Consider the following 22,797-nt stretch of genomic DNA (forward strand, 5'->3'; position numbering starts at 1 on the left):
AATTTGGGAATATTGCAAGTCGATCGGCGACCGGCTTCGTGATGAAGCTGGCGGTCGGATAAGACCACCACATGTCGCGATCCCTGCGACAATGCTGTGTCCGACCATTGCGTCAGGTATCGGACAGGACGGGCCTGCGTTGCGCGCGGTGCCTCACCTTGCGAATGCGTCAGCTTTCGAGAAGCGGGGTTCTCACCCTACGGGAACGGCGGCTTCCACTCGGGTCTCGTCAGTAACGTTCGGTGGCGCCGGGGTTTCGGGAGGGGGAACCACCGTCCGCTGGCTCGACATGTCGAGCGCGGCGGCGAGCGCGCCGTTCAGCGTGGTGACGAGCGCATCGGCATGGACGCGGCGCTTGAGCTCCTGGAGCATGGCCGGGTCGCGCTGGCGCCAGATGCCGATCAGGATGCGCGCCTTGGGCGCGATGCGGTGGACGCGCCGCACGGCCTGGCGCAGGTGCACGGTGGAAAGAGGCTCGACGAAGGACAGGCAGACGAGAGCGACGCCTTCCGCCTCCCGCGCGCTCGGCGGATTCTTCTGAAGGTCCGAAAGATTGACGGCCTCGGCCCCCAGCCCGTGGCGGGTCAGCACCTGCGCCAGCATCGCGGTCACCGCGCCGTCGAGGGCGTTGAAGCCGGCGATGCAGACCACCGGCCGGTCGCCCTGCCATTCGGGGCTCAGATCCTCGCGCCGCTGGATCTTGCGCGTCACCTCCTGGTCGGGGCCGGCGGCATCGACCGCGGCCGCCGCTTCCGCCGTCAGGTTCTTCTTGCCGCGCTTAGGGTTCGAAGAGGTGCGTACCTTGCCGAGCGTGTCGACCAGTTCGAAGGTCGAGCCCTGGAGTGTTTGGAGGCGTTCGCCCTGGACCGCGAAACGCGCGACGTCCTCGTGCGCGATGCGCAGGCCCTCCAGCGCCACCTCGTCGTAATAGGTGGCGAGCTCGCGCTCGCGCAGGAACTCGCGCGCCTGGTCGTAGGCCTCACGCGGAGCACCGGCGAGCATGCGTTGGTAGAAGATCTGCGCTGGCGACAGGGCGGGGCGATCCCCAAACATGACGTCGATGAACGCGAGGCGCGGCACGTGCCGGCCCATCACCACGAGGCAGATCGTCAGGGGTGTGGCGAGGATCAGCCCGACCGGGCCCCAAAGAAGCGCCCAAACCGTGGCGGCCAGGAGGATGGCGACCGGCGAAAGCCCCGTGGAATGGCCGTAGAGAACCGGCTCCACCACGTTGGACAGGACTGCCTCGGCGCCGAGATAGAGAACGGCCGTCCAGATGACCATGGACCAGCCGGGATCCACCGCGAAGGCAAGTAGCATGGGCAAGCCGGCGCCGACGATGCCCCCGACATAGGGAATGAAGCGTAGGATACCGCCAAGAATTCCCCAGAGCGCCGGGCTCGGCACCCCCAGAAGCCAGAGGCCGACGGCCGTCATCGCGCCGAAGGCGGCGTTCACGCCGAGCTGGAATAGAAGGAGCTTCGACAGGCGCTTGGCCGCATCGTCGATCGCGGCGGTGGTCTGCTGCAGATCGTCGGTGCCGGCGAGGCGGATGAAGCGGTTCCGCAGGTCCTCGCGCTGGAGGAGGATGAAAATCGCGAAGATGATCACGACGCCGAAGGTCGCGAGCGGCTGGAGGAGGGGCAGGGCGATCGCGCTGATCGTACCGAGGATCGAGCTGTCGTTTTCGACCGTCACCGGGATCGGGCGGCGCGGGGCCGACCCGTTCTCGCCGTCGCCCTCCGAGCCGGAGGCCATGGACTGGATGTCGGCCGCCATCTCCTCCAGCGCGACGGCCGCGCGGCTGAAGGGACCGTTGCCCGTCGCCTGCGCGGAGGCCGAAAGCGACTCGAGCTTCTGCTGCACAGTGTTGCGATAGGAGGGGATCTCGCCGACGAGCGAGGTGACCTGCGTCGCGATCACGAAGCCGAGCGCGACGATGACCACCGTCGCGGCCAGGATGGCGCCGCTGATCGCCAGCATGCGCGGGACCTGCAGGCGCTGAAGCCCGATCACGATGGGCGCCAGGATGAAGGCGAGAAGGATCCCGAGCGCGAAGGGCACGAAGATTTCGCGTCCGAGCGTCAGGATCGAGGCCACCGTCAGGATCAGGACGCTGACGGCGAGCGCGGTGAACAGGGGAATGGCGCGGCGCAGAAGCTGCGATGTGACGATATCCAACGCGCGAACACTCCCCGAGGCGGCGTGACGCGCCGCTCAACTGGGCTAGAAGCGCCGATCCGTGCCGCCGGTTCCTCGCGCGGGAAAAGATTGATGGCGATCCAACGGGCATGCGCCGCGCGCATGGCTGCCGCCCTGATTCGTCGCTTCAACTCACACGGGCAAGCGCCCATCTTCCAGTCATCGAAGTTTCAACGCGAAGGAAGACGATCATGAGCCCCCGCAACAACCGCATGCGCAATTTCGGCGAGCGGATCCGCAACTTCACCGAAGTGTTCGGTGCAGCAGCGACGTGCGCGGCGGCGGCTGAAGCTGGTCGTCGTCCGTCCCGTCAGGCCCTCAAGACGATCGGCATCGATCCGAACGCGTTCTACGGCATCAAGGTCGACTGAGTTCGGGCATTCCCGACGTTTAAAAAAAAGGGCGGCTCCAACGGGGCCGCCCTTTTTCGTGGACTTTCGATCAATCCTCGTCGGACGCCATCTGCGCCAGAAGCTTGCCGCGACCGCGCGCGCGCAGGATCATCGGAACCACCAGCGCCAGAACCGCAAGCGCGAGAAGCGCGACCGCCAGCGGGGAATGGACGAGCGCGCTCGGGTCGCCCTGGCTGATCGCGAGCGCCCGGCGCAGCTGCTGCTCCGCCATGGGGCCGAGGATCAGGCCGACGACCACGGGGGCGATCGGATAGCCGAAGCGGCGCAGCACGTAGCCGAGAAGGCCGAACAGGAGCAGCATGCCGAGTTCGACGGCCGAGGGGTTGGCGCCGATGCAGCCGAGCGTGGCGAACACGAGGATGCCGGCATAGAGCCACGGACGCGGGATCGTCAGAAGGCGAACCCACAGCCCGATTAGCGGCAGGTTCAGCACCACCAGCATCAGGTTGGCGATCAGAAGGCTGGCGACGAGACCCCAGACGATCTGGGGCGAGGTGATGAAGAGGAGCGGCCCCGGCTGGAGCCCGAACTGCTGGAACGCGGCCAGCATGATCGCGGCGGTCGCCGAGGTCGGCAGGCCGAGCGTCAGGAGCGGCACCAGCGTTCCGGCAGCCGAGGCGTTGTTGGCCGCTTCCGGACCGGCGACGCCCTCGATCGCGCCGTGGCCGAACTCTTCGGGGTGCTTGGTGAGGTTCTTTTCCAAGGAATAGGACAGGAACGTGCCGATCTCGGCGCCGCCCGCCGGCATCGCGCCGATCGGGAAGCCGACCGCGGTTCCGCGCAGCCAAGGCTTCCAGGAGCGCTTCCAGTCCTCCTTGGTCATCCAGAGCGAGCCCTTCACGGCCTCGATCGCGTCCGGCGTTCGGCTGGCGGCGGCCGCCACCACGAGGCATTCGCCGATGGCAAAGAGCGCGACCGCCAGCGTCGTCACCTCGATGCCGTCCAGAAGATTGGCCGAGATCGAGCCGAAGAAGCCGGCGAGCGCCGCCCAAAGGCCGGCGAAGGACGAGGATGGATCGGCGGCGAGCCCCTGGAAGGCTTGAGCGATCGGGGTCAGCGTCAGGCGGGCTTGGCCGGTCTGAAGGTCGATGCCGACGAGGCCGAGTGTCAGGCCGATGACGAGGGCGCTGAGGCCGCGCAGCGCTGAATCGCCGAAGGCGGCCGAGACGGTGACGAAGGCGAGGATCATCAGCGCGAAATATTCGGCTGGCCCGAAGGACAGGGCGAAGGACACGATCACCGGGGCCAGGAACGCAAGGCCGAGCGTCGCGATCAGGCCTGCGATGAAGGAGCCGATGGCCGCGGTCGCCAGCGCCGGGCCGCCGCGCCCCTTACGCGCCATCTTGTTGCCTTCCAGCGCCGTGATGATCGAGGCGCTTTCGCCCGGCGTGTTAAGCAGGATCGAGGTCGTCGATCCGCCGTACATGCCGCCGTAGTAGATGCCCGCGAACATGATCAGCGAGCCGGCGGCGTCGAGCTGGTAGGTCACCGGCAGGAGCAGCGCCACGGTGAGCGCCGGGCCGATGCCGGGCAGAACGCCGACGGCGGTGCCGAGCGTCACGCCGATCAGGGCGTAGAGAAGGTTCATCGGCTGGGCGGCAACCACCAGGCCTTGGCCGAGAAGGGCGAACGTATCCATCGCGCAAGATCCGCGTCAAAACTGGCGCGGCGGAGCGAACCCCAGCGGCGCGAGAAGGGTATGGGCCTCCGGCGCGCGGAGGTTTCAGATCATAGGTTCGAGCCCGGCGAAGCGCCGGCGCCCGAGACCGAAGCCGCTCAGCCGAACAGGCGCTCCAGCGGCCCAGCCGGCAGGGCGAGGTTCAGGACCTTGGTGAACATCAGCCAGATCGCGAGGCTGAGGAGAATGCCGACCGGGATCGACACATAGAGCTTCCGCTTGCCGAAGGCGCGTGCCGTCGCGGCGAAGAGAAGGCCCGTCGCGATGGAAAAGCCGGCCGTCGTCAGAAGCAGGAGCTGCGCCGCCAGGCCGCCAACGATCCAGACGATGGGCGCGAACTCGTCGTGGTCCCGCTCGGGAAAGCGGCCGCGCCAGGCTTCGATCGCCGTCCACACGGCAAGGCCCACCAGCGCCAGGCCGATCAGCGTCGGGAAGGTTCCCGGACCGATGCGCTCGTAGGCACCGCCGCTGATGGCGCGTGCGTCCCACAGAACGAGGAGGCCGAGGATCCCGAGGCCTGCCCCGATCGCCAGCGCCGCCCGATCGGGGCGGCGCTCGGCCGGTGCCGTATCCGAACGATCGGACATTACTGGACGAGGCCGATCGCGGTCAGGACTTCGCGCGTGTCCGTGATGTTCTTGGCAAGCTCGGTCTTGAACTCGTCGCCGGCCAGGAACGTGTCCTGCCAGTTATTGCGCTCCAGGACCGCCTTCCATTCCGGCGTCTGGACCATCTTGCCGAGATTGTCGGTGATGGCGGCGGTCTGCTCGGCCGAGATGCCCGGAGCGGCCGCGACCATGCGCCAGTTCTGAAGCTCCATGTCGAGGCCGGCTTCCTTCAGCGTCGGCGCCTCGGAGCCCGGAACGCGCTCCGCGCCGGTGGTGGCCAGAAGGCGCAGCGTGCCCGCCTTCACCTGGGACTCGAACTCGCCGTAGCCCGAGATGCCGGCCGCGACCTGCTGGCCGAGAATGGCCGCCAGCGCCTCGCCGCCGCCCGAGAAGGCGATGTAGTTGATCTTCTTCGGATCGACGCCGCCCGCCTGCGCCAGAAGGCCGGCCGCGATGTGATCGGTGCCGCCCGCCGAGCCGCCGGCAATGGCGACCGCGCCGGGATTTTCCTTCATGGCGGCGACGAGGTCGGCGATCGTCTGGTAGGGCGAGGAGGCAGGCACCACGATCGCCTCGTCCTCACCGGTCAGGCGCGCGATGGGCGTGACCTGATCGAGGGTGACGGGCGACTTGTTGGTGAGGATCGCGCCGACCATCACGTAGCCGCCGACGAGCAGCGCGTTCGGGTTGCCGGACTTGGAGGACACGAACTGGGCGAGGCCGATCGTGCCGCCGGCGCCCGGAACGTTGACGACCTGGACGTTGCTGGCCAGACCCGATTCCTGCAGCGTGTTCTGCATGGCGCGGGCGGTCTGGTCCCAGCCGCCGCCCGGCGAGGCGGGCGCGATGATCTCGTAGGCCGGCGCCTGCGCAAAGGCGCTGGTGGAAACGAGAAGGGCCGCAAGGGCGCCCAAAAGCATGGTCTTCATCTGGAATGATCCTCCCGGAAGAATGGCACAAAGGTCGTCGATGCGGCCGTCTTGTCGGGAAGCGGAGTTCGGGCGAGCCGTCGATCGGCTCGAACCCTGGGCGGCCGACCCCTCCAGGCCCGCCGTTGCATGCGGTCGTCCTCAGCCTCCCCGGCCGTCTGGAAACATCCTAACAAAGGGTTCCTGTCAAAAACCTGTCACTGCGGACGCACGATTTCGGACCAGGTTTCCAGGAAGCGCTCGCGGCGCTGCCGGTCGAGGCCGACGAGAAGCGAGGGGCTGAGCGGCACGGGCTGCACCGCCCCGCGACCGAGCGCGGCGATGCTCTCAGTCGTCCAGCGCCCGGGCGTGCCCGGGATTACGGCGCCGAGCGCGGCGGGACCGGCGAGGATCGCCTGGCCTTCGGGCGAGAGCGCGAAGTCCAGGAACGCCTCGCCGAGATCGGGGCGTTCGGCCTTGACCGGCACGAACATCGAGCGCGTGAGAACCAGGACGTAGTCGTCCGGCACCACGATGCCGATGCGCGACCCGGCGTCGGCCCGGGCGAAGGCGTAGGAGCCGAGCACGTTGTAGCCGATCGCCAGATCCCCGCGCTCCACGCCGTCGAGAATTTCCGGGCTCGCGCCGCTGACGCGAACGCCCGCCCGCCCGAAGGCGCTGGTGAGGCGCCAGAAATAGGACGACACCGACTGGTCTTGGCTGGCCAGAAGATAGCCGACGCCCGATCGGCCGACATCGTAGGTCGCGACGCGGCCCGCGAGCCGCACGGCCTGCCGCTCGAGGAGTTCGGCCAGCTCCAGATGGGAGCGCGGCACTTCCGCCTCCGACAGGATGTCGCGGTTGTAGACGATCACCGCCGGCTCGAAGGAAAACCCGTAGAGTTCGGAGCGCCACTGCGCCCAGCCCGGCAGCGAGCCGGCCGCGGCAGGCCGTACGGTTCGCGCGAAGCCGTCGTTGGCGAGCTTGACCTGTAGATCGGGGGCCGAGCTCATCACGAGGTCGGGCGAGGGGTCGAGTCCCTTGACGAAGTCCTCGTAGATCCTGCGCGTTTCGCCTTCCACGTAGTCGACCCCAACATCCCCCCGCTTTGCCTGGAAGCCGCGCACGAGGTGGGAGAACAGGGCGGTATCCGTGGCGCCGAGGATGCGCAGCCGCGTGGCGTTCCCGCCGTCGGGCGCGGGATAGTGCGTTTCGCCCGCAAGAGCCACGGAGGAAAGACACGCCGCCACCGACACCACGGCGAGAAGGGCGAAAGCCCGCATTCCGGCGCCCCTCGCAACGGCTTTGGCGCGCGGCAGCTCGAGCCGTACGACGAGGCCGCCTCCCGGCCGGTCCTCCAGCGCGATCGCCCCGTGCATCGCCTCCACCGCGCGCCGGACGATGGCCAGTCCCAAGCCCGATCCGTTGGTGCCGGCCGCCGCCGAGCCGCGCCGGAAGCGTTCGAACACGGCGGCGCGTTCGGGAAGCGGGATGCCCGGTCCCCGGTCGGCGACCTCGATGCGCAACGTCTCGACTCCGGCTTCGTGAACTTCGATCTCCACCTCCCCTCCCGAATAGGTCAGCGCGTTGTCCACGAGGTTGCGCAGCATCTCGCGCAGCACCACCCGGTCGGCCTGGAGCCGTTCGCCGGCAGCGGCCGAAGACATCACGACGTGGACCCTGTCGCCGAGGTCGGGGTCCAGCCGGCGTACCACCTCGGTCAGCACGGCTCCGATCGCGATCGCCTCGCCGGGTGCCGCCTCCAGCCGGTGCGAGATCGTCGCGTCCATCAGAAGCTGGGACACGAGCTGGCTCGCCTGCACCGCCTCCTCGTGGATCCGCTCGACCTGCGCGCGCAGGGCCGCCGGCTCGCGTTCGCCCTTGGCGACTTCGGCCTGGAGCCGGAGCGAGGCGAGCGGCGTGCGGATTTCGTGGGCAGCTTCCGCCACGAGGGCCTCCAGCCGCTCGCGCGCGGTGCGCAGGCGCTCCATGAAGCCGTTCAAGGCGCCGACGAGCTGGGCGACCTCGGAAGGGACGGGCAGGTCCACGGGGGCGAGATTTTCGGGCGCGCGCCCGCGCAGGTGGCGTTCGAGAACCAGGAGCGGGCGGACGGCGCGCCCGATCCCGAACCACAGAAGCACGAGCGCCAGCGGCGCGAGCGCCACCACGGGCAGGAGCGCGTTGCGGAAGATTTCGGCGGCCAGCGCGTCGCGCTCGCCGCGCGTTTCGGCGACCCGCACCGTCGCCCAGCCGGTGCCCGACCCAATGGACACGAGGCGACCGGCGCTGGCGACGCGCACCCGTTCCCCGCGATAGGCGACGTCCGCGAAGACCGGATCGACGTCGTCGGCCGGGGGGAGGCCCTCGGACAGGTCGGGATAGCCGGTGACGTTGGCTCCGTCCGGCGCTTCCACCGCGTAGAAGATGCGGTCGCTGCCGGTGAACATGGCGAAGGAAGCAAGCGGCAGTTCCACCGTCACCTCGCCTTCCTCCAGCTGCACCGCGCCGGCGATGGTGAGGGCTGAGGCGGCCAGAAGCCGGTCGAAGGCGCGCTCGGACGCCCGCTCGGCATAATCGCGGATGAAGGCGACGAGGACGAGCGCCGCGAGCGCCAGGAGAACAGTCGCCGCGACCAGGATGCGCCGGCGGATGGAAACGGCCTCAGGCGCCATCGCGAACCCGTGCGAGATAGCCGGTGCCGCGCACCGTCACGATCTCGACGGCCGAGCGGTCGAGCTTGCGGCGCAGGCGCGAGACGTAGAGCTCCAGCGCGTTCACCGACACGGCTTCGTCGAAGGAAAAGAGCTGGCCCATCAGCTGCTCCTTCTGCACCACGACGCCCGGCTTCGAGAGGAGGATTTCGAGAAGCCGGAACTCGCGCCGCCCGAGGTCCACCGGGTCCGCTCCGATGCTCACCCCGTGGCCGGCCCAATCGACGCGCAGGTCGCCATAGGCGGACAGGCTCGTCGTCTGGCCTGCGCGCCGGCGCAGAAGGGCGCGAAGGCGCGCGTCCAGCTCGCGCAGGTCGAAGGGCTTGACCATGTAGTCGTCGGCGCCCTGGTCGAGGAGGCTCACCTTGTCGTCGATCTCGGAACGCGCCGTCATCACCAGAACGGGAACCGCGATCCGGGCGCGGCGAAGCTCGGAGATCACCCAGAGCCCGTCGCGTCCCGGCAGGGTGAGGTCGAGGATAACGGCGTCGAAGGCGTCGAGGCCGAAGGCTTCGAGCGCGTCCTCGCCGTTTCGCACCCACTCCACCGAATGGCCGGCCTGGCGCAGATGGCGGTTCACGGCGTCGCCGAGGCCTTCGTTGTCCTCCACCAGAAGCATGCGCATGAAAAGGGCGGCCCCGCCGTCGATCGATCGGGTCCGAGCATAGGCATTCGCGCAAATGTTGGGAACCGGGCAGGAGGCACCCGGTGCCCGGAGAGGTTGATTCCGGCGCCCGTCTGCCTTTATCGCTCAGCGACCATTGCGAAAGGCCCCGGAAGCTCATGAACCCCATCGCACTCGTCGGGCTTGCAGCCGACCTTCGCCGTCACGCCCAAACGCGGGGGCCGGTGACGGTCGGCGTCGCGGGCGCGGGGCAGATGGGAATCGACCTCCTGGTGCAGCTTCGCCTGATGCCGGGCGTGCGGCTCGGCGCCGTCTCGACCTCGCGCCCCGCTGAAACCGAAGAGGCGCTCCGCTATGCCGGCTACGCGCCGGAGGAGAGCGTGCGCGCGTCCAGCGCGGACGGCGTGAACGCCGCGATCGAGGGGGGGCAGGCTGCCATCGTTGCGGACGCCAAGATCGTCTGCGAGAGCGGGCGCATCGACGTGGTGATCGATGCGACGGGAAGCCCGAGCTTCGGAACGGTCCTGGCGCTCGAAGCCTTTCGCCACGGCAAGCATGTGGTGATGCTGAACGTCGAGGCCGACATCACGATCGGCCGCTATCTGAAAGCCGAAGCCGCGCGCGCTGGGGTCGTCTACACGGGGGCGGCTGGCGACGAGCCCCAGTCCACGATCGAGCTGATCGGCCTTGCGCAATCGCTCGGCCTCGAGATCGTTTCGGCCGGCAAGGGAAAGAACAACGCACTCGACTTTGCGGCGGTGCCGGCGGACTACGAGGAGGAGGCGGCGCGGCGCAACATGAACGCGCGCATGCTGGTGGAGTTCGTGGACGGCTCCAAGACCATGGTGGAGATGGTGGCGATCGCCAATGCCACGGGTTTGCGTCCGGACGTGCCCGGCATGCACGGGCCGAACGCCACCGCCGAGGATCTGGCGCAGGTTCTCTGCACGCGCGAGGACGGCGGCATCCTGTCGCGCTCGGGCTGCGTCGATTATTCCATCGGCCGGGGCGTCGCGCCCGGCGTCTTCTGCATCGTCAAGCCGCGTCACCCCCGCGTCCTAGAGCGGATCGCCGATCTAAAGGTGGGGCCGGGGCCGTGCTTCGCCTTGTTCCGCCCATTCCACCTGACCTCGATCGAGGTGCCGCTGTCGGCGATCCACGCCGTGATCCACGGGACGCCCCACTTGGAGCCGCTGGACCGGCCGGTGGCCGAATGCATCGCGGTGGCTAAGCGCGACTTGGCACCCGGCGAAGTGCTCGGGCGCATCGGCGAGACGCAGTATCGCGGCTTCGCGATGACGTGGGGCGAAGCGCGCGCGGTCGGCGGCCTGCCGCTGGGCTTGGCCGAGGGCGCGCGCGTGACGCGAGCGGTGAAAGCCGGCGAAAAGCTGACCTATGCCAACTGCGCGCCCGACGAGACGCTGGAGATCACGCGCATCCGCCGCGTTCTGGACGAGGCGGATGCGGTGTTCGCGGCCTAGCGGCCTTTCCGGGTAAAATTGATCCCGAGGCTTGGGATTGGAACGTTCCGCCCATCTGGAGGCGGCGGAAACGGGCTGGCGCGCTGGATAAGCGACAAGGCGGCTTCATCGATCAGTGGGTTTCCGGATGATCCTACGAGGCGGACGCCTGTTGCGGCACCGCTAGCCGTGATGGTGAAGGACACCCGCGCCGTTCCTATGGGATCTCCACGCAGATTGCGTTTGAACCTGTTCAGCCTCGCCTGGACTTGGTTTTTCCAACTCGCAACGGACGCCGCCGAACTTTGACGCGCTCCTTGCGTCGACTGCGAGGCGCGCGACGCCTGCGAGGGCGGCGGCGCCGCCTGCTGACGTCGCTCGGTACGGGGGCGCTCGGTGCGCGGACGCTCCTGACGCTTCTCGACCCGCGGCCTTTCGGGCCGTTTCTGCGCGACCTCTCGGCGCGGCTCGGGCGGGCGCGGGCGCATTTGCGGAATCGGTGCGTTGATCACCGCTTCCGCCGGCGCATCGGTCACCGGAAGCTCGGGCTGGCGCTCGGGGGGCGGCTCGGGAAGCGGTTCCGGCTCCGGTTCGGGCAGCGGCTCCGGCTCTTCCACCGGCGGCGGCTCTGGGGGAGGTGGCTCTTCCGGCTCCGGCGGTGGAGGAGTGGGCTCCGGCGGGGGCGGCTCGGGCTCCGGCTGCGGTTCAGGTTCCGGCTCGGGCGGCGTTTCCGCGGGCGGCGTCTCGACGGCGGGCGCGGCGGGCGCGGCCGGCGGCTCGGGCGCGGCGAGCTCGATCAGGATTGGCGCTTCGGGCGCGCCGGCCGGCGGCGTCGCCACCGGCGGCATCTGAACGAAGAACCAAGCGGCGGCGGCATGGGCCGTGGCGACGGCCAGCACCGCGACGCCCCAGCGCGCGGCCCCAGCGAAGCCGGACGAGCGCTCGATATCCCGAGGATTGGCAAGGCTCATGGCTGCGGGGCGGCTCCGGCGGCGTCGGCAGGACCCGCCGCGCCGGCGTTCTCGAGGCCGACGAGCGCGATCTTCAGATAGCCCGCGTCGCGCAATCCGTTCATCACTTCCATCAGGTCGCCGTAGTCGACGGCGGCATCGGCGCGCAGAAAGATGCGCTCGTCGCGCTTGCCCCCCGTTCGCGCGTCGAGCGCCGCCTGCAGGCCCTCGCGCGTGACCTCGGCTTCGCCGAGCACGAGGTTCAGATCGTCCTGAACGGTGAGATAGAGCGGCTCGTCCGGCCGCTGCTGCGGCTGGGCGTTCGACACCGGCAGGTCGACCGGCACGTCCACCGTCGACAAGGGCGCGGCGACCATGAAGATGATCAGGAGAACCAGGACAACGTCGATGAAGGGCGTGACGTTGATCTCGGAGACTTCGCCCGAATCGTCGTCGTCGCCGCTCTTGAGGCTGACACCCATCGCGCCTACTCCGCCGCCGAACGCGGATAGGGCGCGCGGGTGACGGCGCTCGTCACCTTGGCGCGGTCGAGATCGCGCGACAGGTGCTGGAGGACGCCGGCCGAAGCGTCCGACAGGACCGCCCGGTAGCCGGAAATGGCACGCGCGAAGACGTTGTAGATGATGACGGCGGGAATGGCGGCGACGAGGCCGATCGCGGTGGCGAGCAGCGCTTCGGCGATGCCCGGCGCCACCACGGCGAGGTTGGTGGTGTTGGCCTGACTGATGCCGATGAAGGAGTTCATGATGCCCCACACGGTGCCGAACAGGCCGACGAACGGCGCGGTGGAGCCGATCGTCGCCAGAAGGCCGGTGCCGCGCGCCATGCGCCGGCCGGCGCGTGCTTCGATGCGCTGAAGGGCGATGGCGGCGCGTTCCTTGATGCCTTCGGGGCCGAGACCCTGCGAGCGGGCGCGCTCCTCGGCCGCCGCGCGCACCATGGCGCCGACGGGGCCGCGCTTCCAGCCGCTGGCCTCGACGTTTTCTGCGAGCGGCAGCCCCTCGGCTTGCGTCAGGCGACGAACGCCCCGGCTGGCGCGCGTCTTGGCGGCGGTAAGCTCCAGGACCTTGGCGAGCCAGATCGTCCAGGTGACGACGGAGGCGAAGGCAAGGCCGATCATCACCGCCTTCACGACGTAGTCGGCGGCCATGAACATGCCCCAGGGGGACAGGTCGTGCGGCAGGGTCGCCGTGGCGGTCGCATCGCCCGTTTCGCCGTCCGCATCGACGCTCACCGGCTCGACCGGAACCGGGTTCGAAGGCGCAGCGCCCGGCGTCGAGCCGGCTGGCGTGGGGGTGCCCGGCGAAGCCGCCGCAGCGGGGGCGGGTTCGGTCGCGGGCGGCGTCGAGGCCGCGGGCGCCGCGCTCGGTGCAGCGGCGGGCGATGCCGGGGCGGGTGTCGAAGCCGGAGCGGAGGGCGTGGACGGGGTCGAAGGCGCGACGGCGGCGGGTGCCGGGGCCGGGCCGGGGCTCGTCTGCGTCGTGGGGGCAGGCGAGGACGGCGCGGTTTCCTGCGCCAGAACCGGGCCGGCGATCAGCGGCAGCGCCAGCAGCGCGCCGAGCACGAGCCGCCCGTTGCCGAGCCGGGGAAACGCGTGAGACGACATGTCCTTTGCCATAGGCGACCTTCCATCGACCGGGCCGGTCATGGCCCGCACCGCAGCCCGCCCCAAAAGGCCGGCGGGTTCTGCGATCAATACATGAAACTTGAAGTCAGGTTTTCCATACGCAGGACATAGCTGGCGCACAAGCCTTTCCCGGCAATCTTTCCCCAGGGAAGGCGGCGCCTCGCTTCGGGCTCTCGTCGTTGCGAGGCGGGGGATCGACAGTTGGTCGTCGCGCTCCACCATAGTGGCGAACCTTGAAAGGGCCGTGTCCGCTCGTTCGACGCGCCGCGACCCGTCTCGAACTTCGCCGAGGACATTTCGATGAGCGCGCTTCCCACTGCGGCCAACGACGGCACTCCCACCAACTCGCTCGCCCAGAAGACGATCGACACGATCCGCACCCTGTCGATGGACGCGGTTCTGAAGGCCCATTCCGGCCATGTCGGCGCGCCGCTGGGCCTCGCGCCGACCGCCTACACCGTGTGGTCTGAGTTCCTGCGCACCGACCCCTCCCGCCCGGACTGGCCGAACCGCGACCGGTTCGTCCTCTCCGTCGGCCACGGATCGATGCTGCTCTACGCTCTCCTGCATCTGGCCGGCGTCGAGGAGATCGACGCGGACGGGCGTAAGACGGGCAAGCCGGCTGTCTCGATCGAGGATATCGAGGGTTTCCGTCAGCTGTCCTCCAAGACGCCGGGACACCCGGAATACCGGATGACCACCGGCGTCGAGACCACGACCGGCCCGCTCGGCCAGGGCTGCGGCAACTCGGTCGGCATGGCGCTCGCCGAGCGCTATCTCGCCGCGCACTACAACCGGCCGGAGGCGACCGTCTTCGACCACGACGTGATCGTCCTGTGCGGCGATGGCGACATGATGGAGGGCGTGTCGTCGGAGGCCGCCTCGCTCGCCGGTCACCTCAAGCTCTCCAACCTCCTCTGGATCTACGACAACAACCGCGTCTCCATCGAAGGCTTCACGGACCTCGCCTTTTCCGAGGACGTCGCGGCGAGATTCCGGGCCTACGGCTGGAAGACGCTCCATGTCTCCGACGGCAATGATCTCGCCGCCATCCACGACGCGGTCGCCGAGTTCCGCCAGACAGACGACCGGCCGACGCTGATCGTGGTGGACACGGTGATCGGCTACGGCCTCCAGAAGCAGCAGGGCACGGCGAAAGCGCACGGCGAAGCCTTCGACGCCGAGGATGTGAAAGGGGCCAAGCGCTTCTACGGCTGGCCCGAGGACAAGAGCTTCTTCGTGCCGGACGGCGTGGCGGACGCCTTCCGAAGCGCGATCGAGGAGCGGGGCCGGGCGCTGCGCGAAACGTGGGAAGCCGACTTCGAGCGCTACCGCGCGGCCCATCCGGGGCTCGCGGCCGAGATCGACGCCATGCGGCAAGGCAAGCTGCCGGAGGGCTGGGACAAGGACATCCCGAGTTTCGAGGCGGATGCCAAGGGCGTCGCCTCGCGCGATGCCGGCGGCAAGGTGCTGAATGCCATCGCGCCGCATCTGCCCTATCTCGTCGGCGGCTCGGCCGATCTCGCTCCTTCTAACAAGACGCTGATCTCCGGCGACGCCGGCTCGTTCGAGGCCGGCGACTATGCCGGTCGGAACCTTCATTTCGGCATTCGCGAGCACGCGATGGGCTCGATCGCCAACGGCATGGCGCTCACCTACCTCAAGGCCTACGCCTCCACCTTCCTCGTCTTTTCCGACTACATGCGCGCGCCCATCCGCCTGTCGGCGATCATGGAAGTGCCGGTGGTCTGGGTGTTCACCCACGATTCCATCGGGGTCGGCGAGGACGGGCCGACGCACCAGCCGATCGAGCAGCTGATGAGCCTTCGCGCCATTCCGGGGCTCAACACGATCCGCCCCGCCGACGCCAACGAGACGGCGGAAGCCTGGCGCGTCGCGCTGGAGCAGACGCACGAGCCGGCGGCCCTCATCCTGTCGCGCCAGCCGCTGCCGACTTTGGACCGCTCGAAATACGCTTCTGCCTCCGGCCTCAAGCGCGGCGCCTACGTGCTGGCGGGCTCGCAGGACGAGCGGCCGGACGTGATCCTTCTGGGAACGGGCTCCGAGATTTCGCTCTGCATCGAGGCGCACGAGAAGCTCGTGGCCGAGGGCGTGAAGTCGCGCGTCGTCTCCATGCCGTCCTGGCATCTCTTCGAACGCCAAGACGAGAGCTACCGCGACAAGGTTCTGCCCCCCGATGTGATGGCGCGCGTGGCGGTGGAGCAGGGCGGCTCGCTCGGCTGGGACCGCTATGCCGGCGCCAAGGGGGGCAAGGTGGTGATGACGACCTTCGGTGCCTCAGCCCCGATCGCCAAGCTGCAGGAAAAGTTCGGCTTCACGGTCGACAACGTCCTGAAGCTCGCGCACGAGCAGATCGCCGCAGGGCGCTCCTGAACCTCTCCCATGCTTTCGCGACGGCCGGACCAAGAGTTCCGGTCGCGCTTCCTCCCCATCGACATCAAGGTTGAATCTTCATGCAGATCGCGATCATCGGCCTCGGCCGCATGGGCGGCAACATCACCCGTCGCCTCATGCAGCATGGCCACGAATGCCTCGTCTATGACCGCAACGCGGAGACCGTCTCCGCCCTGTCAGGCGAGGGCGCCAAGGGTGCCAGCTCGTTGGCCGACCTAGCGAAGGCCTTCTCGGACCGTAAGGTGTTCTGGGTCATGCTGCCGGCGGGCGAGCCGACGGAAGCCGCAATCCGCGATCTCGGCGCGCTCTGCGCCCCCGGCGATGTCGTGATCGACGGCGGCAACACGTTCTACAAGGACGACATCCGCCGTTCGAAGGAACTCGCCGAAAAGGACGTCGCCTATGTCGACGTCGGCACCTCGGGCGGCGTCTGGGGGCTGGAGCGCGGCTATTGCATGATGATCGGCGGGCCGGAGGACACGGTGCGCGATCTCGATCCGATCTTCGATGCCCTGGCGCCCGGCGCCGGTGCGATCGAACGGACGCGCGGGCGCGATGCGGCCGACAGCCGTGCGGAGCGTGGCTATATCCATGCCGGACCGGCGGGCGCCGGCCATTTCGTCAAGATGGTCCACAACGGCATCGAATACGGGCTGATGCAGGCTTATGCCGAAGGCTTCGACATCCTGAAGACCAAGAACTCGCCCCTTCTGCCGGAAGACGAGCGGTTCGAACTCAATCTGCCGGACATCGCCGAAGTCTGGCGGCGCGGCTCGGTGATCTCGTCCTGGCTTCTCGACCTGACGGCGATCGCGCTGGCGGGCGACAAGGACCTTCATCGCTTCTCCGGCAATGTGGCCGATTCCGGCGAAGGGCGCTGGACGCTGGAAGCGGCGATGGAGGAGGCCGTGCCGGTCAACGTCCTGTCGGCCGCGCTCTACGCGCGCTACCGCTCGCGCCAGGAGGCGACCTTCGGCGACAAGATGCTGTCGGCGATGCGCTTCGGCTTCGGCGGCCATGTCGAGATCCCGCAATAGCATGACGGAGCTCGACCCGGCGCTCGCCGCCCGCATCCGCCTCGTCATCTGCGACATCGACGGCACGATCGTGCGCGACGACAAGAACCTTTCGGAAGCGACGATCAAGGCCGTGACGAGGGCGCGGGACGCCGGCATCGCGGTGACCCTGATCAGCGCCCGGCCCGCGAGCGGGCTCGGCGCCATCGTGCGCGAACTCAGGGTGAAAGGGGCGGTCGGCGCCTTCAACGGCGGCACGCTGTTCGAGGCCGGCGGCGCGGTGATCGAGGCGCATCGCCTGGCACCCGACGATGCGCGGCGGGCCGTCGCCATGCTGGACGAGGCGGGCGTTCCGGTCTGGGTGTTCGCCGACGGCCTCTGGCTCGCGCGCGACAAGGACGCGCTGCACGACGATCGCGAGCGCAAGGCGGCGCAGCTCGAGCCGACGATCACGCGCGACTTCACGCCCTGGCTGGACCGGGCGGACAAGGTGGTCGGCGTGTCCGACGACTATCCGCTGGTCGAACGGATGGAGAATGAGATCGGCCAAGCGCTCGGGGACACCGCCAACGTGGTGCGCTCGCAGCGCTACTTCCTCGACGTGACCGCCAAGGTCGCCAACAAGGGCGACGGCGCGGCGTTCCTGGCCAAGGCCCACGGCGTGCCGCTCGACGAGACGGCGGCCGTCGGCGACATGCCGAACGACATTCCGATGATCCGCCGCGCCGGGCTCGGCGTCGCCATGGGGCAGGCGGCGGACGCGGTTCGCGAGGCGGCGGGCTTCGTTACCGCCTCCAACGAGGAGGATGGGGTCGCTCGGCTCCTCGACCTTTTGGTCGAGGCGCGGCGCTAGATCAGCGCCAGGACGCGGGCCGGGCCGCCGGTTCCGCCGCGATGCTTGGGCGCGCCAACGACGATCGTGGCGCCCGTCACCGGCAGGTCCTCGAGGTTGGCGAGACCCTCGACGCCGTAGCGCCCGCCGGGCAGCCAGGAATTGTGGACCGCGAAATCAGTCGAGTTGCCGGGGTCGAGCGAGAGCGTGTCCACCCCGATCGCCGCGACACCCCGCTCGGCCAGGAGGTCGGTCGCGGATTTTGCAAAGCCGGGAAAGGTGAAGGCGTTCGACGCGTCGTTGCGAAAGCCCGGCGTTCCGACCTTCTTCGCCCAGCCCGAACGCAGGGCGACGAGTGCGCCGGCCGGAATCTCACCGTGGGCCGAGACGAAGGTCTCGACGTCCTCGGCGTCCAGCGCAGCGTTCGGATCGTCCTTCGCCTTCGCCGAAATGTCGATGATGCAGAGCGGGCAGACGAGGCTTTGCGGCTCCAGTTCGTCGACGCTCGTGCCGTCCTTCGAGAAGTGCAGCGGGGCGTCGATATGGGTGCCGGTGTGCTCGAAGATCGTCAGCTTGTAGAGCTGGTAGCCGTGCTCGTCGAACGCGACGGCCTGATCCATCTCGATGCCCGGAACGCCGTCGAAGGTCGGAAACTTCGCGTCGTAGGCATGGGTGAGATCGACGACGCGGCCCGTGTTCTGCGCCAGCGCCGGCCGGTTCGCGGCCAGGCTGGCGGCGAGCGCCGCACCCGTGGTCGCGGCGGCGCCGGCGAAGAATGAACGGCGCGACAGCATGTTGCTCTTCACGCCTTCGATCACGCAAGTATGGCACATGGAAGCCGATCCTTCGGGGTCGCTGAGGGAATGTCGAAGCGGAGACTACCCGCACCACCCGGCGTTGCAAGTTGACGCCGGCCCCAAGCGCCTCGCCACGCCAGGTTAAATTATATAAGGACATCCTTATATGATCGTGCCGGCTTCCCCGGTTCCAAGGTTTCGCGCATGAGCTCCCCGTCCGACACCCTGTTCGCCGCCCGCCCCGTGCTCCCGCGAGAGGACGTCTGGACGGCGCTGCGCCGAGCGGCGTCCGAGCGCATCCTGATCCTCGACGGCGCGATGGGCACGCAGATCCAGGGGCTGGGGCTCGGGGAGGAGCACTTCCGGGGCGAGCGGTTCCAAGGATGCGCCTGCCATCTTCAGGGCAACAACGACCTTCTGGTCCTGACCCAGCCGAAAGCCATCGAGGACATCCACTTCGCCTATCTCATGGCGGGCGCCGACATCGTCGAGACCAACACGTTTTCCGGCACCACCATCGCTCAAGCCGACTACGAGATGGAAGCGGTGGTCTACGAGCTGAACCGCGAGGGCGCCGCCGTCGCGCGCCGTGCGGCTCGGCGCGCCGAGGAAGCGGACGGGCGCCGCCGCTTCGTGGCGGGCGCCGTCGGGCCGACCAATCGGACCGCCTCGATCTCTCCGGACGTCAACAATCCCGGCTTTCGCGCCGTGTCCTTCGACGAGCTGCGCGCGGCCTATGCCCAGCAGATCCGCGGGCTCGTCGACGGCGGCTCCGATATCGTCCTCATCGAGACGATCTTCGACACGCTGAACGCCAAGGCGGCGATCTTCGCGGCGGAGGAAGTGTTCGCGGAAAGCGGCGTCTCGCTTCCCGTCATGATCTCGGGCACCATCACCGACCTGTCGGGGCGAACCCTGTCGGGTCAGACGCCGACCGCCTTCTGGAACTCGGTGCGCCACGCCAAGCCGTTCACGATCGGGCTGAACTGCGCGCTCGGCGCCGAGGCGATGCGCCCGCATCTGGCCGAAATCTCGGCGGCGGCCGATACGTTCGTCTGCGCCTATCCCAATGCCGGCCTGCCCAACGAGTTCGGCCAGTACGACGAGACGCCGGGCGCCATGGCGGCTCAGGTGCGGGGCTTTGCCGAGGAAGGGCTGATCAACGTCGTCGGCGGCTGCTGCGGCTCGACGCCCGAGCACATCCGCGCCATCGCCGACGCCGTGGCGGGGCTGAAGCCGCGTACTGTCCCGAAGCTCGCGCCGATGATGCGCCTGTCTGGGCTCGAGCCCTTCGCGCTGACCAAGGACATTCCCTTCGTCAATGTCGGCGAGCGCACCAACGTCACCGGCTCGGCCAAGTTCCGCAAACTGATCACCAACGGTGACTATGCGGCGGCGTTGGACGTCGCGCGCGACCAGGTAGCGAACGGCGCACAGGTGATCGACGTCAACATGGACGAAGGCCTGATCGACTCGAAACGCGCGATGGTCGAGTTCCTCAACCTCGTCGCATCCGAGCCCGACATCGCGCGCGTGCCGGTGATGGTCGATTCATCCAAGTGGGAGGTGATCGAGGCCGGGCTCCAGTGCGTCCAGGGCAAGCCGATCGTCAACTCGATCTCGATGAAGGAAGGCGAAGAAGCGTTCCTCCACCACGCCCGCCTGTGCCGCCTGTACGGCGCGGCCGTCGTCGTCATGGCCTTCGACGAGGAGGGGCAGGCCGATACGTTCGAGCGCAAGGTCGCGATCTGCTCCAGGGCCTACAAGCTTCTGACGGAGAACGGCTTTCCGCCCGAAGACATCGTCTTCGATCCCAACGTCTTCGCGGTCGCCACCGGCATCGAGGAGCACGACGGCTACGGCGTCGCCTTCATCGAGGCGACGCGCACGATCCGTGAAACATTGCCGCACGCCCATATCTCGGGCGGTGTGTCGAACCTTTCGTTCTCGTTTCGCGGCAACGAGCCGGTGCGCGAGGCGATGCACGCCGTGTTCCTCTACCACGCCATCCAGGCGGGCATGGACATGGGCATCGTCAATGCCGGGCAGCTCGCGGTCTACGAATCCATCGATCCCGAGCTTCGCGAAGCCTGCGAGGACGTGGTGCTCGACCGGCCGGGGCAGGGCGGCAAGAGCCCGACCGAGCGGCTTCTCGAGATCGCCGAGCGCTATCGCGGCACGGCCGGCAAGGAAGCGAAGGCCAAGGATCTGACGTGGCGCGAGGGGACGGTGGCCGAGCGGCTGTCGCACGCCCTCGTCAACGGCATCACCGAGTTCATCGACGCCGACACGGAGGAAGCGCGGCTTCAAGCCGAGCGCCCGCTCCATGTGATCGAAGGGCCGCTGATGGCCGGCATGAACACGGTCGGCGACCTCTTCGGGGCCGGCAAGATGTTCCTGCCGCAGGTGGTGAAGTCCGCCCGCGTGATGAAGCAGGCCGTCGCCCATCTCCTTCCCTACATGGAGGAGGAGAAGCGGCTGAACGGCGGCGGGGAGCGTTCCAGCGCCGGGAAGATCCTGATGGCGACGGTGAAGGGCGACGTCCACGACATCGGCAAGAACATCGTCGGCGTGGTTCTGGCCTGCAACAACTACGAGGTGATCGACCTCGGCGTCATGGTGCCGGCGGCTAAGATCCTGGAAACCGCCAAGGCCGAAGAGGTGGACGTGATCGGCCTTTCGGGCCTGATCACCCCATCGCTCGACGAGATGGTGCATGTTGCCTCCGAGATGGAGCGCCAGGGCTTCGACGTGCCGCTCCTGATCGGCGGGGCGACCACGAGCCGCGTCCACACGGCGGTGAAGATCGACCCGCGCTACCGAAAGGGGCAGACGGTCTACGTGACGGATGCGAGCCGCGCCGTCGGCGTCGTTTCCAACCTCCTGTCGCCGGAAGCGCGCGAAGGCTATGCCAGCGGCATCCGCACCGAATACGAGAACGTCGCGGAGAAGCACGCCCGCGCCGAGGCCGAGAAGCAGCGCCTGCCGCTGGAGCGCGCGCGCGAAAACCGGCAGCCGGTGGACTGGGCGGCCTTCCGCCCGGTGCGCCCGAGCTTCCTCGGCACGCGGACGTATCAAAGCTGGGATCTCGCCGAACTCGCCCGCTATATCGACTGGACGCCCTTCTTCCAGACATGGGAGCTGAAGGGGCGCTATCCCGCGATCCTCGACGACGAGAAACAGGGGGCGGCGGCGCGCCAGCTCTTCGAGGACGCGCAAGGCATGCTGCGCCAGATCGTCGAGGAGACGTGGTTCCGCCCGCGCGCGGTGGTCGGCTTCTGGCCGGCCAATGCCGTGGGCGACGACATCCGCGTCTTCACCGACGAGGCGCGCAACACGGAGCGCGCGACCTTCTTCACGCTGCGCCAGCAGTTGTCGAAGCGCGGCGACCGGCCGAACGTGGCGCTCGCCGATTTCCTCGCCCCGCGCGAAACGGGTCTCGCCGACTATGTCGGCGGCTTCGTGGTGACGGCGGGAATCGAGGAGGAGGAGATCTCCAACCGCTTCGCGAAAGCCAACGACGATTATGCCGCGATCATGGTGAAGGCGCTGGCCGACCGCTTCGCCGAAGCCTTCGCCGAGCGCATGCACGAATACGTGCGCCGCGAACTCTGGGCCTACGCGCCGGACGAGGGCTTCGCGCCGGACGAGCTGATCGGCGAGCCCTATGCCGGCATCCGCCCGGCGCCGGGCTACCCCGCCCAGCCCGACCACACGGAAAAGGTGACGCTGTTCGAGCTTCTGGATGCGGAAGCCGAGACCGGCGTGAAGCTCACCGAAAGCTACGCCATGTGGCCGGGCTCGTCGGTGTCGGGCCTCTACCTCGCCCATCCCGACAGCTATTATTTCGGCGTCGCCAAGGTGGAGCGGGACCAGGTCGAGGACTATGCCTCCCGCAAGGGCATGGCGGTGGATGAGGTCGAGCGCTGGCTCGGACCCGTTCTGAACTACACGCCCCGGCGCGCCGATCCGCCGGGCGGTGCTTGACGGGTGGGTTCATTGGTTTCGATGCGAGGCTATACCCGCCCTATGCCGCCACGTTATCCGGCTTCCTGACGCCCTTCGCGCTCGTCGCTGACCTTATCCGCGTCGGCATGTGCATGGCGCAAGAGGCAGCCGTGATCGCGGCGCGCTGCGAAGGATTGATGGTGGCACGCCAGGACCTTTAGCGGCTGGGAAATGCTTCTTACCGCCGCGCTGTTCGCGCTCGGTGGTGCCCGGGTCGCCTACGGCTTGGACAACTACGTTATCAGCTGAGTCCAGATCGCCTCCGCGCTATCCAACTCACTCGCCAAGACGGTGGCGCCCGCGAGGCCTGCGCCTGGGTCGCCGACTGTACCGATCGTTCCTGGATGCGGATCGCCCCGGCGCTCGACCTTCTCGCTGGCTTCGCTAGGCCCCCGCTTGGATCGAAGGTGACGTCGACCGGGCAATGGTTCGTGCGGCCCGTCTCCACCCTGTTCGATTTAATACCGAGGGGGCGACGGGCAGCGCTCTGGGGAGGAGGTCCGAGCATCCGGAGGCCCGGCGACGC

At 68.5% G+C, this 22,797-nt stretch carries 16 protein-coding genes; 6 read left to right on the forward strand and 10 right to left on the reverse strand.

Annotated elements, in window-relative coordinates:
• Positions 1-192: 192 nt before the first annotated feature.
• Complete coding sequence (locus tag H7A85_RS15020; RefSeq protein ID WP_182086760.1) at positions 193-2,181, reverse strand: AI-2E family transporter; 1,989 nt, start codon at positions 2,179-2,181, stop codon at positions 193-195.
• Between the two features lie 212 nt (positions 2,182-2,393).
• On the opposite strand from H7A85_RS15020, the gene H7A85_RS15025 reads away from it, so the two are divergent.
• Positions 2,394-2,573, forward strand: coding sequence for a hypothetical protein (locus H7A85_RS15025; protein WP_182086801.1), 180 nt, complete (start codon positions 2,394-2,396; stop codon positions 2,571-2,573).
• A gap of 70 nt (positions 2,574-2,643) precedes the next feature.
• On the opposite strand, the gene H7A85_RS15030 is transcribed toward H7A85_RS15025, so the two are convergent.
• The 5 genes from H7A85_RS15030 to H7A85_RS15050 all read right to left on the reverse strand — a co-directional run bounded on the left by H7A85_RS15030 (position 2,644) and on the right by H7A85_RS15050 (position 9,145).
• The gene (locus H7A85_RS15030) at positions 2,644-4,254 is read right to left on the reverse strand and encodes a tripartite tricarboxylate transporter permease (protein ID WP_182086761.1); all 1,611 of its coding nucleotides are present in this window, start codon (positions 4,252-4,254) and stop codon (positions 2,644-2,646) included.
• Between the two features lie 137 nt (positions 4,255-4,391).
• A complete protein-coding gene (locus H7A85_RS15035; RefSeq protein WP_182086762.1) occupies positions 4,392-4,880 on the reverse strand; it encodes a tripartite tricarboxylate transporter TctB family protein in 489 nt (162 codons plus the stop codon).
• A complete protein-coding gene (locus H7A85_RS15040; RefSeq protein ID WP_182086763.1) occupies positions 4,880-5,830 on the reverse strand; it encodes a tripartite tricarboxylate transporter substrate binding protein in 951 nt (316 codons plus the stop codon). The genes H7A85_RS15035 and H7A85_RS15040 overlap by 1 nt, the downstream gene beginning before the upstream one ends.
• A gap of 197 nt (positions 5,831-6,027) precedes the next feature.
• Positions 6,028-8,481 carry an extracellular solute-binding protein gene (locus tag H7A85_RS15045; protein ID WP_182086764.1) on the reverse strand — a complete coding sequence of 818 codons (2,454 nt, stop codon included), beginning with the start codon at positions 8,479-8,481 and terminating at the stop codon, positions 6,028-6,030.
• The gene (locus H7A85_RS15050) at positions 8,471-9,145 is read right to left on the reverse strand and encodes a response regulator transcription factor (protein WP_182086765.1); all 675 of its coding nucleotides are present in this window, start codon (positions 9,143-9,145) and stop codon (positions 8,471-8,473) included. Before H7A85_RS15050 ends, H7A85_RS15045 begins: the two co-directional genes overlap by 11 nt.
• Before the next feature lie 158 nt (positions 9,146-9,303).
• Here H7A85_RS15050 and H7A85_RS15055 point away from each other — a divergent pair, with 158 nt between their 5' ends.
• Positions 9,304-10,626 (forward strand): homoserine dehydrogenase, encoded by a 1,323-nt coding sequence (locus tag H7A85_RS15055; protein WP_182086766.1) that lies wholly within the window; start codon positions 9,304-9,306, stop codon positions 10,624-10,626.
• Here H7A85_RS15055 and H7A85_RS15060 read toward each other — a convergent pair.
• The 3 genes from H7A85_RS15060 to exbB are packed head-to-tail and all read right to left on the reverse strand — an operon-like array spanning position 10,623 to position 13,194.
• Positions 10,623-11,576 carry an energy transducer TonB gene (locus H7A85_RS15060; protein WP_182086767.1) on the reverse strand — a complete coding sequence of 318 codons (954 nt, stop codon included), beginning with the start codon at positions 11,574-11,576 and terminating at the stop codon, positions 10,623-10,625. The two genes, H7A85_RS15055 and H7A85_RS15060, sit on opposite strands and share 4 nt — an antisense overlap.
• Positions 11,573-12,037 carry a TonB system transport protein ExbD gene (gene exbD / locus H7A85_RS15065; RefSeq protein ID WP_182086768.1) on the reverse strand — a complete coding sequence of 155 codons (465 nt, stop codon included), beginning with the start codon at positions 12,035-12,037 and terminating at the stop codon, positions 11,573-11,575. Before exbD ends, H7A85_RS15060 begins: the two co-directional genes overlap by 4 nt.
• A 5-nt stretch (positions 12,038-12,042) precedes the next feature.
• Positions 12,043-13,194: a tonB-system energizer ExbB gene (gene exbB / locus H7A85_RS15070; protein ID WP_244631214.1), complete on the reverse strand. Its 1,152-nt coding sequence runs from the start codon at positions 13,192-13,194 to the stop codon at positions 12,043-12,045.
• A 309-nt stretch (positions 13,195-13,503) separates the two neighbouring features.
• Between exbB and tkt the strand changes: the two genes are divergently transcribed.
• The 3 genes from tkt (at position 13,504) to H7A85_RS15085 (ending at position 17,487) form a co-directional block, all read left to right on the forward strand.
• A complete protein-coding gene (tkt, locus tag H7A85_RS15075) occupies positions 13,504-15,597 on the forward strand; it encodes a transketolase (RefSeq protein ID WP_182086769.1) in 2,094 nt (697 codons plus the stop codon).
• 80 nt (positions 15,598-15,677) lie between these two features.
• Positions 15,678-16,655 carry a phosphogluconate dehydrogenase (NAD(+)-dependent, decarboxylating) gene (gene gnd, locus H7A85_RS15080; protein ID WP_182086770.1) on the forward strand — a complete coding sequence of 326 codons (978 nt, stop codon included), beginning with the start codon at positions 15,678-15,680 and terminating at the stop codon, positions 16,653-16,655.
• Position 16,656: 1 nt separating this feature from the next.
• On the forward strand, positions 16,657-17,487 hold the full coding sequence (locus tag H7A85_RS15085) for a Cof-type HAD-IIB family hydrolase (RefSeq protein WP_182086771.1): 831 nt from the start codon (positions 16,657-16,659) through the stop codon (positions 17,485-17,487).
• On the opposite strand, the gene H7A85_RS15090 is transcribed toward H7A85_RS15085, so the two are convergent.
• The gene (locus H7A85_RS15090) at positions 17,484-18,299 is read right to left on the reverse strand and encodes a cyclase family protein (RefSeq protein WP_182086772.1); all 816 of its coding nucleotides are present in this window, start codon (positions 18,297-18,299) and stop codon (positions 17,484-17,486) included. The two genes, H7A85_RS15085 and H7A85_RS15090, sit on opposite strands and share 4 nt — an antisense overlap.
• 168 nt (positions 18,300-18,467) lie before the next feature.
• Between H7A85_RS15090 and metH the strand changes: the two genes are divergently transcribed.
• Positions 18,468-22,250 (forward strand): methionine synthase, encoded by a 3,783-nt coding sequence (metH, locus tag H7A85_RS15095; RefSeq protein ID WP_182086773.1) that lies wholly within the window; start codon positions 18,468-18,470, stop codon positions 22,248-22,250.
• The last annotated feature ends 547 nt before the right edge of the window (positions 22,251-22,797 follow it).

The organism is Aureimonas sp. ME7, assembly GCF_903970965.1.
In the GTDB taxonomy this organism is placed as follows: Bacteria; Pseudomonadota; Alphaproteobacteria; order Rhizobiales; family Rhizobiaceae; genus Aureimonas.